Source organism: Brevibacterium samyangense (assembly GCF_039529845.1).
GTDB classification, from domain to species: domain Bacteria; phylum Actinomycetota; class Actinomycetes; order Actinomycetales; family Brevibacteriaceae; genus Brevibacterium; species Brevibacterium samyangense.
The window spans coordinates 307,321-322,432 of record NZ_BAAANO010000005.1 but is presented as its reverse complement, the minus strand read 5'-3'; the positions used below and the strand labels follow the sequence as shown (position 1 = coordinate 322,432).

Here is a 15,112-nt window from a genome sequence, read left to right as displayed (position 1 = left end):
ACGAGCTGGCCCCCGGCCCCTCGATCAGCGGGCCCCAGCGACGCGAATATTCACACCGGGGACACCGTCAGCCGCTTGGCCTTCACAGCGTCGTTCATCATTGCCCGGAGGGTCATGTACACGGGCCGGGAAACCCCGTTTCCGCGTGCTCGGTCGAGTGCTGTGTACCAGTCGGTGACGTCGTCCTCGGTGATGGACCTCAGCGGGGCATCCGCGAACGTCGGGAGAATATGCGCGTTGATCCGGGACTGGTAGGTCTGCACCGTCTTCGGTGTCCGGCCTGCTCGTTCCAACCGTGCGATGAACTCCTCGGCCCACTGTCCGAGGGTGCAGGCGTTCGCCTCGGCCTCTCGTTCGGCTTCGAGTTGGGCGGCAGACTTCCACTCGCCCCGGTCGATCTTCACTCGTTCAGCCGCGAGCCATGCGTCCGCGAGTTGCTTGCTGCCGAACGTGGCGGACTTCCGGGAACCGTCCGGGGCGCTGTACTGGGCGTTCCACCGGGTGCCGCGTTTCCTGAGTGAGCCGAACCGTCCGGTGCGGCCTTTCGTGCGCTTGATCGTGCCGTCGGCCTTGTAGCCGTAGGGGGCGAGCGCTCGCCCGTTCTTGTCGTATCCGAACGGGGCTTCGGGGGTGCTGGTGCTCATGTCGTGTTCTCTCTGGTGCTGGTGTGCGGGTGCCGGTTTCGAGCGTGGCGCAATAACAACCGCACTTTTTGCCATTCCTGAGCACTTCCGAGCACCCCGCCAGCACGCGGGAAGAGAGCGTTTCCCCTGGTCAGGGAACGAAAAAGCCCGGTATCTCGGGGGACCGAGGTACCGGGCTGTTTGACGGGGTGGAGATGGCGGGAATCGAACCCGCGTCCGCGAGCAAATAATCGGGTCTTCTCCGGGTGCAGTTCGTGAGGAGTTTCTTAGGTCCTGGACATCGCACGAACACGTAGCCCAACGGACGGAGTTGAGTAAGAGTCCCTCCGGTACCCCCAACATGTACCGGAAGCAGTGGCTCCCTAGCTGACGCCAGGATCTAGAGCGGAAGCAACTCTAGGCTGACGGATTCGCAGCTCGCGCTCTATCAGGCAGCGAGGGCGAAATCGGTGCGGTTGTTGGATTTAGCACCTATTTTTTTGCAAAGGACGTTAACGAGATGACTTTGCATTCTCGACCCGCTTCTCCCGACGCATTGTCCCACGTCGAAACCGATCATCCCCGTATTCGATTACCAATCGATGTCCGCACTGCGTCGAGTCCGACGTTGAGTCGAACTCTGAGTCGAACTCTGGGACGGATCCCGTTGGGACGAATCCCGAAGACGCGCCGTGCGGATACTCCAGTCTACGCGCCTCGCATCCCCCAACGCCACCCGGCCGACGGATTATTCCGCCAGGTCAGGTGCGATGTGGATCACATCCGCGCGCGGAGGGACATCGCCCGCTGCGCCTCGCGGTTGTCCTGCTGTTCGCGGAGGGTCTGGCGCTTGTCCCAGTCCTTCTTACCGCGGGCGATCGCGATCTCGACCTTCGCCTTCGAGCCGTCGAAATAGAGCTCGAGCGGCACGAGAGTGCGGCCGGACTCCTTGAGCTTGTGCGAGATCTTGAGGATCTCGCTCCGGTGCAGGAGCATCTTGCGCCGCCTGCGCGCCGCGTGGTTCGTCCACGTGCCCTGCAGGTACTCGGGGATGTAGACACCCTCGAGCCACGCCTCTCCCTGGAACAACAGGCCGAATCCGTCGACGAGCGACGCCCGCCCCTCCCGGAGCGACTTGACCTCCGTACCGGTGAGCACGAGGCCGGCTTCGTAGGTGTCCTCGATGTGGTAGTCGTAGCGGGCCTTGCGGTTCTTCGCGATGACCTTCTTCTCCCGGACGGGGCCCGAGTTCGCCGGGGACTTCTTCGATCCGGCCTTCTTCGCCGCGTTCTTCTTCGCCGCGTTCTTCTTCGCCGCGTTCTTCTTCGCCATCGTGCCTCCTTCCGGCAAACGTCGATCACGCACCGCTTCCGCGGCACGGACCTTCCATTATAGGCAGCCCCTGCAGCACTGGAAGCACTGGAAGCCCCGCCAGCACTGGAAGCCCTGGCAGCCCCGGCCGCTCGGACAACCCCGGGAGACGGTCGTCGGATGATCTATGGCATCAGCTGATCCACGGCATCGGGTCGACGTACTCGCCGTCCTGGATCACCTCGAAGTGGAGGTGGCAGCCGGTCGAGGAGCCGGTGGTGCCGGAGTGCGCGACGACGTCGCCCTGCCTGACCGTCTGCCCCGCACTCACGTCGAGGCTCGTGTTGTGGTTGTACGTCGTCTGGATGCTCGAACCGTTGATCGTCCCGTGTGCGATGACGACCCGATACCCGTAGCCACCGCTCCACCCGGCGGAGACGACCGTGCCGTCACCGGCCGCGTGCATCGGGGTCCCGCAGGGCACACCGAAGTCGGTGCCGGTGTGGAGCTTGCGGTTCCCGGAGATCGGGTGGATCCGGTACCCGAAGTCCGAGGTGATCGGGTAGCCGGACGCCGGATTCGACAACTGCCCGTCCCCGTCGGAACCGGCGCCCTGGCCGACGTCGGGCAGATCCTGCCCGTGCTCCTCCTCCCAAGCCGCGATCTCGTCGAGGAGGCGCTGCTGCTCCTGCTGCTGCTCCTCGAGTTCGAGTTGCGCCTGGGTCTTGTGCTCCTCGATCGTCCGCGACGCCTCGTCCTTCTGCGCGACGAGTTCGTCGAGGGCGTCCTTCTTCTCCTGTGCCGCCTCTTGAGCGGCCTCCTTCGTGAGGACGACCTGCGCGGCCTCCGCCCGCAGGTCCTCGACCTCACCGGCGACCGCGGCGAGACGGTCCTCGTTGTTCTCGTTGATCGCCTTCTGCTCGGAGAGCTGGGTGAGGGAACGTTGCTGGGACCTCACGGCGGAGTCGACACGGCCCAGCCCCATCGCACCGTCCTCCGCGTTCGCCATCTGGAGGAGCAGCGCCACGTCCGAGGTGACGCCCGAGTTCTTGTACGCCTGCCGGGCGATCGACGTGACGGCGCCCTGGCCCTCCTCGATCGCCTTCTCACCGTCCTCGATCTGTGCCCCGAGGGTCTCCTGGGCGGTCTCCGCCGAGGTGAGACGCGCCTCGAGTTCCTCCTCCTCCTTCTCGGCGTCGGCGAGTTCCTGTTCGGCCTTCTCGAGTTCGTCCTCGGCGCTCGGCATCGCGGCGTTCGCCTCCTCGAGCTCCGCGACGACGCGGGCGAGTTCCTCGTCGAGATCCTCGAACTCGGCCATGAGCTCGTCGACCCGCTGGTCGACCTCGCTCTTCTCCTCCTCGAGGCTGGCCGTCGCCCATGTCCCGTGGGCCGGCATGACCGTGAGCACCGCGGCGAGTACCGCTGCCGAGAACGCCGCCCCGACGAGCCTGCGCCGCCGGGCCGATCGGGGCTTCCGGGAGAACGAATGCATGTCAGACCTTCATGTACCGACGGAGAGTGACGAGGGAGGCGACCCCGGCGAGGACGATCCCGAGCACGACGAGCGCGGGCGCGACGAGTGCGACGTCGCCGAGTCCGACGAGGTCGAAGCTCGGTGCGCGATCCTGCAGCCATCCGTCGACCCCGAAGTAGACGACGGCCCCGAGCGCCACGGAGGCGAGAACCGCCCCGACCCCGGAAGCGATCACCCCTTCGAGCACGAACGGCATCTGGATGAACGCGTTCGAGGCTCCCACGAGGCGCATGATCCCGGTCTCCCGCCGGCGCGAGAACGCCGACAGGCGGATGGTCGTGGAGATGAGGAGCACCGCACACACGAGCATGAGCACCGCGACCGCGATCGCCACCATCGTGAGGACGTTGAGCACCGCGAAGATCTGGTCGAGGAGTTCATGCTGGTCGACGACGTCCTCGACCCCCTCGGTGGCGGAGAAGTACTCGTCGAGGATCTCGTACTGTTCGGCGTCGACGAGCCGGACACGGAAGGACTCCTGCATCTGGTCCTCGGCGACGGCGCCCTCGAGCGAGGTGCCCTCGAACTGTTCGTTGTAGAGCCGGAACGCGGTCGCCTTGTCCTCGAAGATCACCTCCTCGACGTACGGCGCGAGGTCGTCGCCCTGCAGCGCCTCCTCGATCGCGGCCTTCTGCTCCTCGGTCGCCTCTCCCCCGGCGCACGTCTGGACTGGTGAGCCCTCGGGGCAGAGGAACACCGCGACCTGCACGCGGTCGTACCAGTAGTCCTTCATCCCGTTCACCTGCATCTGCAGGAGTGCGGCCGAGCCGACGAACACGAGCGAGACGAAGGTGACGAGGACGACGGACACGACCATCGAGACGTTGCGGCGAAGAGCCGAGAGGACCTCACCGACGATGAATCCGAGTTTCACGCCTTCACCTCGTACGTGCCGTGCTCGATGTCGCTCACGATCCTTCCGGAGTCCAGGCGGATGACGCGTTTGTTCAACCGGTTGACGATGTCGCCGTCGTGGGTGGCCATGAGCACGGTCGTACCCGCGCGGTTGATGTCGACGAGCACGTCCATGATGTCGGTGCTCGTGGCCGGGTCGAGGTTTCCGGTGGGCTCGTCGGCGAGGAGGATGCCGGGCTTGTTCACAACCGCACGGGCGATCGCGACGCGCTGCTGCTCACCGCCGGAGAGTTCGTGCGGGTACCGCTTCTCCTTGCCCTCGAGACCGACGGTCCCGAGCACATCGGGGACGAGGGTCGAGATCGCCGCTCGCGACTTCCCGATCACCTGGAGCGCGAACGCGACGTTCTCGAAGACCGTCTTGTTCGGCAGCAGGCGGAAGTCCTGGAACACCGTGCCGATGTTCCGCCGCAGGTAGGGCACCTTCCACGAGGACATGCGCACGATCGACCGTCCCGCCACGCGGATCCGTCCGCGGGTCGGCACTTCCTCGCGCAGCACGAGGCGGATCACGGTGGACTTGCCGGACCCCGAGGGGCCCACGAGGAACACGAACTCCCCGGCCTCCGCGCTGAAGGAGACGTCTTCGAGTGCCGGGGAAGATCCGGTGTCGTAGGTCTTGGAGACTGACTCGAATGTGATCACTGGCCGCTCATTCGGGTGCCCGGTGGCACGTAGGAGGATTCGGACACGTCCCACTGTAAGACGCGGCCTCCCTCCCCGGGGGTTCACGGTCGCTGCGTGGAGTGTCGTCGCACCACCTCATGGACGCGCCGCCCCGCCCCGGCGGACGGGGAGCGCGCGGCCACCGCCGAGGCGCCCCGGCCTCTCAACGGGCGTACACCTCCCGGCCCGCGAGCCACACCGATTCCGGGGAAAGTCCCAGCCAGGCCTCCGGTTCGAGTTCGAAGGGGTTCTCCGCGTACACCTGGAGGTCCGCGAACTTCCCGACCTCGATCGAGCCGGCGACGTCCTCCTCGAAATTCGCCCAGGCGCCGTCGAGAGTGTAGGCGCGGATCGCCTCGGCGAGGGTGATGTTCTGCACCGTGTCGAGGACCTGACCGGTCCGCGTCGTCCGGGTGACCGCGCCGTAGATGCCCTCCCACGGGTTGCCGTTCGTCACCGGTACGTCGGAGTTGCCGGGGGCGACGATCCCGCGGTCGATGAAGCTCCGGTGCGGGTAGCAGCGGGCTGCTCGTTCGGCGTCGAGGACGTTGAGGTAGGAGTCGCCGAGGTGGTACACGAACCCGACGGAGGAGGAGGCGACCATGTTCCACTCCGCCATCCGGTCGAGCTGCGCGTCCGTCGGCATGCCGCAGTGCTCGATCCGCAGGCGGCTGCCCGCGATCCACTCGGCCCGGTCGATCATGTCGAGGGCATCGAACATCTGCCCGATCGCCGCGTCGCCGATCGCATGGATCGCCATGCGGATGTCGTGGTCCGCGGCGAGCCGGCAGTGCGCGGCGAGGTCCTCGGTGCGCGGCAGCAGGAGGATTCCGGTCTCCTCGGTTCCCTCGAAGGGGGTGCACACGGCTGCGGTGCGCCCGCCCATCGACCCGTCCAGCTGCAGCTTCACTCCCTGGATGCGGATCATGTCGTCACCGAAACCGGAGGAGATGCCGGCGGCGGCCATCGGCGCGAGGTGCCCAGGGAAGTGGTTCTTCTCGAGCGCACCCATCCACGGACGCATCCGCACCGTGAGCCGGCCGTCGGCGTCGAGCTTCCGGTACATCCCGAGGAACGCGGTGTTCGAGAAGAGGTCGTTCACCGTCGTGACACCCCAGGCGTTGAACCGTTCCTGCGCGAGAACGAGTCCTTCCTCGAGTTGCTCCTCGGTGAACGTCGGGTTCCGGATGAGTTCCTTCGCGCTCTGCTCCTGGACGATCCCGGTGAGTCGGCCCGAGGCGTCGCGGACGAAGGCCCCACCCTCCGGGTCCGCGACGTCCTCGGGGACTCCGGAGACCCGGAGCGCCGCGGAGTTCACGAGGATGACGTGCCCGCACGTACGGGTGAGGACCACGGGGTTGTCCGGAGCGACCTCGTCGAGGTCGTCACGGGTGGGTGCGCGCCCGTCGAGGACGTACGTCTCGTCCCAACCGTGGCCCTGGATCCACTCCCCCGGCTGCGCGTCGATCACCGCGATCTGCACGGCCTTCTTGATCTCCTCGATGCTCTGCACCGCTGCCGGTTTCACGTCGACCTGCCGGAGCGTGAGTCCGAACATCGCGGGGTGCCCGTGGGACTCGACGAACCCGGGCATGAGGTGCTTTCCGCCGAGATCGACGGTGCGTGCGCCGGCATCGGGAGAACCGACATCGAGGGAGGCGGCATCGAGGAGGCCCGGCACCGCGGCGGCGGTCCCGACCGCGAGGATCCGGCCGTTCCGGACGGCGACGGACTGCGGTGCGGAGAACTCCTCCCCGGTGAAGACACGGGCGTTCGTGAAGAGGACGTCGCTCATCACGCCACCTGCTTCCCGGCGAGGAACACCGATTCCGGAGCGAGTTCCAGTAGCGCGTCCGGGTCCGTGTCCCCGAGGGCGATCGGGTTCTCCTCGTAGACCTGGAGATCGGCGAACATCCCGGGGGCGAGCGCGCCGGCCCGGTCCTCCTCGCAGTTCGCGAAGGCGGCCTGCCGGGTGTAGAGGTCGATCGCCTCGGCGGTGGTGATCGCCTCGGCGGCGCCGAGGACCTGCCCGGTGCGGGTGCGCCGGGTGACGGCGCCGTGGATGCCCTCCCACGGGTTGCCGTTCGTCACGGGGATGTCGGAGTTGCCGACGGACACGACACCGGCGTCGAGGTAGCTGCGGTGCGGGAACACCCGAGCGACTCGATCGGGGCCGAGTGCCTGGGCGTAGGAGTCGCCGAGGTGGTGGATGAAGGAGATCGACGAGGAAGCGATGACGTTCCACTCGGCCATCCGTGCGATGTGGTCCGCGGTCGGGAACGACGCGTGTTCGATCCGGATGCGGTTCTCCTTCACCCAGTCGAGTTCTCCGCTCGCCGCGAGGGCGTCGAAGGCCTGCTCGATCGCGGCGTCACCGATCGCGTGGATCGCCATGCGCAGTCCCGCCTGCGCGGAGGTCCGGAAGGAGTCCACGAGCTTCGCGGTGTCGTGGGTGAGGATGCCGTGGTCGTCCTCGGAGCCGTGGAAGGGGCAGGAGACCGGGGCGGTCCGCCCGCCCATCGCCCCGTCGAGCTGGTACTTCATGCCCTGGAGGCGCACCATGTCGTCACCGACACCGGAACTCATGCCGGCGCCGATCGCCGCCTCGAGCATTGCGGGGTACCCGGCGAGCGCGACTGCGTACAGCCAGGGCCGCAGTCGGACGCGGAGGTCGCCGGAGGCGTTCATCCGGGTGTACATGCGCATCGCGGCGGGGGTGGCGATGAGGTCGTTCACGGTGGTGACGCCCCACGCGGTGAAGCGGTCCTGGGCGAGGGCGAACCCGCGTTCGAGGTCCGCGGTCGAGGGATCCGGCTTCGCGATGAACGTCTTCGCGTCCTCCTGGACGAGGCCCGTGAGGCGCCCGGCGGCGTCGCGGACGAACCGGCCACCGGCGGGGTCCTCGACGTCCTCCGTGATCCCGGAGACGGCGAATGCGGCGGAGTTGCACGCGTACATGTGCCCGCACGTGCGGGTGAGGACGACGGGGTTGTCCGGGGCGACGGCGTCGAGGTCGGCCTTCGTCGGGTAGAGCCCCTCGGGCAGCGCGGTCTCGTCCCAGCCCCGGCCGAGGACCCACTCCCCCGGTTCCACACTCGCCACGCGTTCGGCGACGGCCTTGCAGATCGCGTCGACGCTCGGGGCGACACCCGGACGCACGTCGACGTCGAGGAGCGAGGACCCGAAGGAGGTCGGGTGCCCGTGGGACTCGACGAACCCCGGGAGCACGAATGCTCCTCCCAGATCGGTCGCCGAGGCGCCGGCCGGCACCCGGCCGCGGTGGGCCTCGGCGGCCTCACCGGTGGCGAGGATCCGTCCGTCCCGGGCGGCGAGGGTCGTGGGCTCGGTGAACCCGGAGGGGCCGGGTGCGGCGAGGGGATGGCCGCCGGGGGTGCGCGGGGCCTCGAGGAGCCGGGCACGGGTGAAGAACTGCGTGGTCATGGGGATGGCTCTCTTCCGTGTTTCCGGGGAGGGGGTCTCGAGGGGTGGGAGGGGTGAGGACGGGGTCGGGGTGGGTGGGGGACGTGAACGGTCCGGTGGCCGTGGGGAGCGGCCACCGGACCGGTGGATCAGGCCCCGCGTATCAGGCGGAGTGCACGAGCGTGCCTCCGAGGTACACCCGCGTGGGTGCGAGGTCGAGCCACTGCGCGGGCTCGAGGTCGAAGGGGTTCTCCTCGTACACCTGGAGGTCGGCGAACTTCCCGACCTCGATCGTGCCGGCGGCGTCCTCCTCGCAGTTCGCGTAGGCGGCGTCCCAGGTATAGGCCTTGATCGCCTCGGCGAGGGTGATGTTCTGGACGGTGTCGAGCACCTGCCCGGTGCGGGTCGTGCGGGTGACGGCACCGTAGATGCCCTCCCACGGGTTGCCGTTCGTCACGGGGATGTCCGAGTTGCCCGGGGCGACGATCCCGCGGTCGATGTACGAACGGTGCGGCAGCAGACGTTTCATACGTTCGGGGCCGAGGACCGGCGGGAAGGAATCGCCGAGGTGGTAGACGAAACCGATCGAGGAGGAGGCGATGAGGTTCCACTCGACCATCCGCTGGAGGTGCTCCTCGGTCGGCAGCGAGGAGTGTTCGATGCGGGTGCGGGCTGCCGTGATCGTCTCGAGCTCGCCCGTCGCCTCGAGCGCGGAGAAGGCCTGCTCGATCGCGGCGTCGCCGATCGCGTGGATCGCCATCCGGAGGCCACCGCGCGCGGCGGTGCGGAACGCCTCAACGAGCGTCTCCGTCTCGTGGACGAGGAGTCCGTGCTCCTCGGTGCCCTCGAAGGGGCAGCACATCGCGGCGGTCTTCGGACCCATGGCACCGTCGAGCTGGAACTTCACGCCCTGGACACGGAGCATGTCGTTGCCGAACCCGGAGGAGATGCCGGCCCCGACCGCGGCGTCGAGGAGTCCCTGGTACTCCGCGAGCGGCACAGCGTAGAGCCACGGCCGCATGCGGACGGAGAAGTCGCCCTTCGCGTCGAAACGTTCGTAGAACCGCATGATCTGCGGGGTGACGATGCAGTCGTTCACCGTCGTCACGCCCCAGGAGTTGAAGTGCTGCTGGGCGAGCCGGAAGCCCTCCTCGAGTTTCGCGTCCGAGGTGGTCGGCTTCGCGATGAGGCCCTTCGCGTCCTCCTGGATGAGCCCCGTGAGGCGCCCCTGCGCGTCCTTCGGCATTCCGCCACCGGCGGGTACCGGAGTGTTCTCATCGACCCCGGAGAGCTCGAGCGCCTTCGAGTTCACGACGTACATGTGCGTGCACGTGCGTTCGAGGAGCACCGGGACGTCGGGGGCGACGGCGTCGAGGTCCTCACGGGTGGGCATGCGGCCCTCGAGGATGTACGTCTCGTCGAACCCGGCACCGAGCACCCACTCCCCCGGCGCGGTGTTCTCCGCTGCGATCTGCACGGCCTTCTGGATCTCCGTGATGCTCTGCACGGCGGCCGGTCGGACGTCGACGTTGAGGAGGTTGACACCGTAGAACGTCGGGTGGCCGTGCGATTCGACGAACCCGGGCATGAGGTACCGGCCCGCGAGGTCGACGATCTCGCAGTCGACACCGGTGCCGGTCGGCACCGCAGCCTCTCCGGCCGGGGTGAGCGCGGCGATCCGGCCGGCGGAGACGAGGACGTCCTGCGGGGCGGAGAAGGCGTCACCGGTGAACACACGGGCATTGCGGAACAGGACGGTGGGCGCGGGAGGTGTCATGGGGAGGAACTCCTGGGGATAGAGAGTCGGTCGGTCGACAGGTTGCGGCGGCGCGTCACAGGTCCTGACGCGGGCCGCCCCTTCATGTGTAGTACGGCGCACTCCCCGTGGGCGACGCCACACCACGGGGAGAGAGGTATGTCACATGGCTGTTCAGGGAGAGAGTGTCACGGTGCGGACCACACCTGCGAGCCCCCGAGGAACACCCGCTGCGGGGCGAGCTCGAGCCACTGTTCGGGAGCGAGGTCGAAGGGATTCTCGGTGTACACCTGCATGTCGGCGAACTTCCCGACCTCGAGCGTGCCGAAGTCGTTCTCCTCGAATGTGCCGTAGGCGCCGTCCCGCGTGTACGCGGCGATCGCCTCGGCGAGGGTGACATTCTGTTCGGTGTCCATGACCCGACCGGTGCGGGTGGTGCGGGTGACGAGCCCGTAGATGCCCTCCCAGGGGTTGCCGTTCGTCACCGGGATGTCCGAGTTGCCGGGTGCGACGATGCCGCGGTCGATGAACGTGCGGTGCGGGAACACCCGCTTCACCCGCTCCTCGCCGAGCACGTTGATGTAGGAATCACCGAGGTGGTAGACGAACCCGACCGACGAGGACGCCACGAGGTTCCACTCGACCATCCGGTCGAGCTGCGAATCCGTCGGCAGCGAGCAGTGCTCGATCCGGATCCGGTTCTCCTTGATCCAGTCCTCCCGATCGATCCGCTCGAGTGCCTCGAGGGCCTGCTCGATCGCGGCGTCGCCGATGCCGTGGATCGCGAGGCGCAGACCGCCGTCGGCCGCGACGCGGAAGTGTGCGGCGAGCGCCTCGGTGTCGGCTTGGAGGAGGATGCCGTGGTTGTCGGTGCCCTCGAACGGGCAGGTCACGGCGGCGGTCCGCCCGCCCATCGCCCCGTCGAGCACGAACTTCACGCCCTGGATGCGCACGAGGTCGTTGCCGTACCCGGAGGTGATGCCGGCCCCGACCGCGGAGTACAGCAGGCCGGTCATCCCGCTCATGTCGATCGCGCCGAGCCACGGACGCACCCGCAGCCGCAGCGCGCCCTCCTGTGCGAGGCGCGTGTAGAGGCGGACCGACTGCGCACTCGTCCACAGGTCGTTCACGCAGGTGACGCCCCACGCCGCGAAGTCCTCCTGGGCGAGGGCGAAGCCGCGGGCGAGTTCCTCGTCCGTGTGCTTCGGGACCGCGATCGACTTCATCGCGTCCTCCTGGACGAGGCCGGTGAGGCGACCGTTCCCGTCCCGGGCGAACCTGCCGCCGGCCGGGTCCTCGACCGATTCGTCCACGCCCGAGGCGGTGAGGGCGGCCGAGTTCACGACCCGCATGTGTCCGCACGTGCGTTCGAGGACGACGGGATTGTCGGGGGCGACCTCGTCGAGGTCGTCGCGGGTGGGCACCCGGCCCTCGAGGATGTACGTCTCGTCCCAGCCGCGGGCGCGGATCCACTGCCCCGGTTCGGCGTCCTCGAGCGCGATCGACACCTGCTTCTGGATCTCGGTGATGCTCTGCACCGCCGAGGGGCGCACGTCGACGTCGATGAGCGAACCGCCGTACATCGTCGGGTGGCCGTGGGACTCGACGAAGCCCGGCATGAGATAACCGCCGGCGAGGTCCACGGTCTCCGGGGCGAGAGACGTGATGCCGGAGCCGGCGTGGGCCGCGGCGGCGGCCTCCGCCTCGGGCCCGAGCGCGACGATGCGCCCGCCGGCGACGAAGAGACTCGTGGGGTCGGAGAACCCCTCACCGGTGAAGACGCGGGCATGCGTGAAGAGCTGGGAGGACGCGGGGCGAGAGGACACGGGGACTCCGGGGATCGAGGGGATCGGACCGACCACCGATGCTCGCGAATGCGAGGGGGATCACATCGGGGCCGCATCCATCGTGCCACGGAAGGCACCGGAGTACGCGCCGCTTTACACAGCATTCACGCCGGGCGGGTGCGTGAGAGCACCCGGCGGATCAGGGGTTGGAGGCCTCCGCCTCGGCCTGCTTCTGCTGTTCCTTGCGCCAGCGGATCCCGGCCTCGAGGAAACCGTCGATGTCGCCGTCGAAGACGGCCGAGGGGTTGTTGACCTCGTAGCCGGTACGCAGGTCCTTCACCATCTGGTAGGGGTGCGTGACGTAGGAGCGCATCTGATCGCCCCAGCTCGCCTTGATGTCACCGGCGAGGTCCTTGCGCTGGGCGTCCTCCTCCTGCTTCTTGAGCTGGAGCAGGCGGGACTGGAGGACGCGCATCGCAGCGGCCTTGTTCTGCAGCTGCGACTTCTCGTTCTGCATGGAGACCACGACGCCCGTGGGGATGTGGGTGATGCGCACCGCGGAGTCCGTCGTGTTGACCGACTGTCCACCGGGGCCGGAGGAGCGGTACACGTCGATGCGGAGGTCGTTCTCGTCGATGTCGATGTGATCGGTCTGCTCGATGAGCGGAACGACCTCGACCGCGGCGAAGGACGTCTGCCGGCGCCCCTGGTTGTCGAAGGGGCTGATGCGCACGAGGCGGTGCGTGCCGGCCTCGACCGACAGGGTGCCGTAGGCGTAGGGCGCGTTCACCTGGAGGGTCGCGGACTTGATGCCGGCGCCCTCCGCATAGGAGGTGTCGAGCTCCTGGATGTTGTAGCCCTTCGCCTCCGCCCAGCGCACGTACATGCGGGCGAGGGTCTGGGCGAAGTCCGTGGCGTCGTCGCCACCGGCGCCGGAGCGCACGGTGACGACGGCGGCACGTTCGTCGAACTCACCCGAGAGCAGCGTCGAGATCTCGAGGGCGCCGAGTTCGCCGCGCAGCTTCTCGATCTCCGCGGTCGCCTCCTCGAGGAGGTCCGCGTCGTCCTCGTCCTCGGCCATCTGGACGATGAGTTCGACGTCGCCGATGCGCTCGTCGAACTTCTCGAGCTTCTCGAGGGTGCTCTGCTTGTTCGAGAGCTTCGAGGTGACCTGCTGCGCCGCTTCCGGGTCGTCCCAGAGGTCCGGCGCGGACGCGGCCTCCGTGAGCTCGGCGACCTCCGAACGCAGCTGCTCGATGTCGGACACCTCGCGGATGGAGTGGAAGGTCTGCTGCAGAGCAGCGATCTCGGAAGCAAAGTCAATGGCCATAATGCCTCCATGGTAGTCCCTCGCCGCCCGCGACACCGGCGAGGGACGGGCACGGGATCGGCGAGGGACGGGTGCTCACTCCGCGGGTGTGGCGAGGTACCACAGACCCATGGATCCCGCTCCCTCCTGGATCTCGATCGGCGCGATCTCCGAGGTGAAGGCGACGGTGCCGGTCTTCTTGCCGAACATCACGTGGGGCACGAAGTCGTAGTAGTCCGTCTGGGCCTTCTCGAGTGCGGCCTGGGCGGCTTCGAGGGAATCCGTGTAGTGCACCGCCTTGACGGTCTCGTAGAAGGGATCACCCTTGAGCGCACCCGAGGCGTTCTCTCCCATGAAGGTGTAGCGGGTGGGCATGGACTGCGGCGACCACGAGGAGAAGGAGATCTCCCAGTCGCCGGGCTTGTTCGCCCCGGTCTCGAGGACGGACGGCCAGTCCATGACGACCATCTTCGCGTTGATCCCGGCGGCCTTCAGCTGCTGCTCGACGACGACCGCGGTGTCGTAGTGGTCCTGGTAGTCGCGGGTGACGATCATCCGCACTTCCTCACCGTTGTACCCGGCGGCCGCAAGGTACTCGTCGACCTTCGCCTGGTCGTGGAGGTCGTAGCTCTCCGCACCGGCCTCGGTGTACCAGTTCGTTTGGAGTTCGGTGGCGATCGCCGGTTCGATCGTGAAGAACTCGTCGGTGCCGTACGCACCCTCCATGATCGAGGTCATGTCGAGGGCGGCCTGGACGGCCTTGCGCATGTTCTGATCCGCCATGACCCCCTCGACGAGGTTCATGCTCATGCCGGAGAGCCCCTTGCCGAAGGTGATCTGCTGGGCGCCGGCGCTCTCCACCTGCGGGATCTGGTCGGAGAGGATGTGCGTCGCCACGTCGTACTCACCGGTCTGGAGGCCGGACAGGCGGGTCGACGCGTCCGTGACGATCTCGAGTTTCACGGAGTCCCACACGACCTCGGAGGGCTGCGACCCGCCCGTGGTGTCGACCTCGTACGGCACGTAGTCCTCGTTCTTCGTGAGCGACACGTACTGGGCGTCGACCCATTCCTCGAACTTGTACGGGCCGGTACCGACGATGTCCGCGAGACCCTCGGTGTTCGCTCCGGCGATCGCCTCGGAGGTCGTGACGCCGGGGAACTGGTTCTGGTGGTTCGCCATGAGGGTGAGCGCGGCGTAGAACGGCACCGGCGAGGTCATTTTCACGGTCTGCTCGTCGACGGCCTCCCAGCTCACGTCCGCGAAGGAACCACCCGCGGGGGCGAGTTCGGTCCAGCGGACCATCGAGTCGATGACGTCCTGCGCGTCGAGCGCCGAGCCGTCGTGGAAGGTGACGCCCTCGCGCAGGTGGAAGACGTACTCGGAGTAGTCGTCGTTCACGTCGATCGATTCCGCGAGCTGCGGCTGCGGGACACCCTCGGCGTCGAGCGCGACGAGTCCTTCGTAGGTGCCGCGCATGAAGTCGAAGGTGGCCTCCGCGGTGGAGATGTGCGGATCGAGGGTGCCCGGCTGCGCGGAGTACGCGATCGTGAGTTCGCTCGTGTCGGCGCCCGCGGAGGCGGAGGCGCCGGAGCCGCAGGCGGCGAGCAGACCGAGAGCGGTGAGGGACGACAGCGCGAGTGCGCCGCGGGTGACGGAGTGCTTGTGCATGGGGATGAGCCTCTGTGGGGTAGGGGTCCGGAAGGGAACACCCTCAATGTGGCTCAGTTCACATTTCCGGCGGGTATCCTCCGGGAACGAACAGGAAAACACCGCCGAGGCGCCGCGTAG

11 protein-coding genes and 1 other RNA gene are annotated in these 15,112 nt (G+C 67.8%); all 12 read right to left on the bottom strand.

Annotated features, from left to right (window positions below; genetic code table 11):
• Positions 1–50: 50 nt before the first annotated feature.
• The 12 genes from ABD172_RS03690 to ABD172_RS03635 all read right to left on the bottom strand — a co-directional run bounded on the left by ABD172_RS03690 (position 51) and on the right by ABD172_RS03635 (position 14,992).
• The gene (locus ABD172_RS03690) at positions 51–644 is read right to left on the bottom strand and encodes a tyrosine-type recombinase/integrase (protein ID WP_344307041.1); all 594 of its coding nucleotides are present in this window, start codon (positions 642–644) and stop codon (positions 51–53) included.
• A 186-nt stretch (positions 645–830) separates the two neighbouring features.
• Positions 831–1,207, bottom strand: a transfer-messenger RNA (tmRNA) gene (gene ssrA / locus ABD172_RS03685).
• Positions 1,208–1,400: 193 nt separating this feature from the next.
• The gene (gene smpB / locus ABD172_RS03680) at positions 1,401–1,955 is read right to left on the bottom strand and encodes an SsrA-binding protein SmpB (RefSeq protein ID WP_344307039.1); all 555 of its coding nucleotides are present in this window, start codon (positions 1,953–1,955) and stop codon (positions 1,401–1,403) included.
• Positions 1,956–2,127: 172 nt separating this feature from the next.
• Entirely contained in the window at positions 2,128–3,426 is a 1,299-nt protein-coding gene (locus ABD172_RS03675; RefSeq protein ID WP_344307037.1) for a peptidoglycan DD-metalloendopeptidase family protein, read from the bottom strand.
• Between the two features lies 1 nt (position 3,427).
• Entirely contained in the window at positions 3,428–4,342 is a 915-nt protein-coding gene (ftsX, locus tag ABD172_RS03670) for a permease-like cell division protein FtsX (protein WP_344307035.1), read from the bottom strand.
• Entirely contained in the window at positions 4,339–5,028 is a 690-nt protein-coding gene (ftsE, locus tag ABD172_RS03665; RefSeq protein ID WP_344307033.1) for a cell division ATP-binding protein FtsE, read from the bottom strand. Before ftsE ends, ftsX begins: the two co-directional genes overlap by 4 nt.
• A 184-nt stretch (positions 5,029–5,212) precedes the next feature.
• Positions 5,213–6,844 carry an amidohydrolase gene (locus tag ABD172_RS03660; protein ID WP_344307031.1) on the bottom strand — a complete coding sequence of 544 codons (1,632 nt, stop codon included), beginning with the start codon at positions 6,842–6,844 and terminating at the stop codon, positions 5,213–5,215.
• On the bottom strand, positions 6,844–8,490 hold the full coding sequence (locus ABD172_RS03655) for an amidohydrolase (RefSeq protein WP_344307029.1): 1,647 nt from the start codon (positions 8,488–8,490) through the stop codon (positions 6,844–6,846). The genes ABD172_RS03660 and ABD172_RS03655 overlap by 1 nt, the downstream gene beginning before the upstream one ends.
• 142 nt (positions 8,491–8,632) lie before the next feature.
• Positions 8,633–10,246, bottom strand: coding sequence for an amidohydrolase (locus ABD172_RS03650; protein WP_344307027.1), 1,614 nt, complete (start codon positions 10,244–10,246; stop codon positions 8,633–8,635).
• 167 nt (positions 10,247–10,413) lie between these two features.
• On the bottom strand, positions 10,414–12,051 hold the full coding sequence (locus ABD172_RS03645) for an amidohydrolase (RefSeq protein WP_344307025.1): 1,638 nt from the start codon (positions 12,049–12,051) through the stop codon (positions 10,414–10,416).
• A 160-nt stretch (positions 12,052–12,211) separates the two neighbouring features.
• Positions 12,212–13,342: a peptide chain release factor 2 gene (prfB, locus tag ABD172_RS03640; RefSeq protein ID WP_344307024.1), complete on the bottom strand. Its 1,131-nt coding sequence runs from the start codon at positions 13,340–13,342 to the stop codon at positions 12,212–12,214.
• Between the two features lie 75 nt (positions 13,343–13,417).
• On the bottom strand, positions 13,418–14,992 hold the full coding sequence (locus ABD172_RS03635; RefSeq protein ID WP_344307023.1) for an ABC transporter substrate-binding protein: 1,575 nt from the start codon (positions 14,990–14,992) through the stop codon (positions 13,418–13,420).
• Positions 14,993–15,112 lie beyond the last annotated feature (120 nt).

Excerpts from the sequence above, each read along its gene's own strand:
- ABD172_RS03655 (WP_344307029.1), bottom strand. The coding sequence starts at position 8,490 with ATGACCACGCAGTTCTTCACCCGTGCCCGGCTCCTCGAGGCCCCGCGC.
- ABD172_RS03650 (WP_344307027.1), bottom strand. The coding sequence starts at position 10,246 with ATGACACCTCCCGCGCCCACCGTCCTGTTCCGCAATGCCCGTGTGTTC.
- ABD172_RS03660 (WP_344307031.1), bottom strand. The coding sequence starts at position 6,844 with ATGAGCGACGTCCTCTTCACGAACGCCCGTGTCTTCACCGGGGAGGAG.
- ABD172_RS03675 (WP_344307037.1), bottom strand. The coding sequence starts at position 3,426 with ATGCATTCGTTCTCCCGGAAGCCCCGATCGGCCCGGCGGCGCAGGCTC.
- prfB (WP_344307024.1), bottom strand. The coding sequence starts at position 13,342 with ATGGCCATTGACTTTGCTTCCGAGATCGCTGCTCTGCAGCAGACCTTC.
- smpB (WP_344307039.1), bottom strand. The coding sequence starts at position 1,955 with ATGGCGAAGAAGAACGCGGCGAAGAAGAACGCGGCGAAGAAGAACGCG.
- ABD172_RS03635 (WP_344307023.1), bottom strand. The coding sequence starts at position 14,992 with ATGCACAAGCACTCCGTCACCCGCGGCGCACTCGCGCTGTCGTCCCTC.
- ABD172_RS03690 (WP_344307041.1), bottom strand. The coding sequence starts at position 644 with ATGAGCACCAGCACCCCCGAAGCCCCGTTCGGATACGACAAGAACGGG.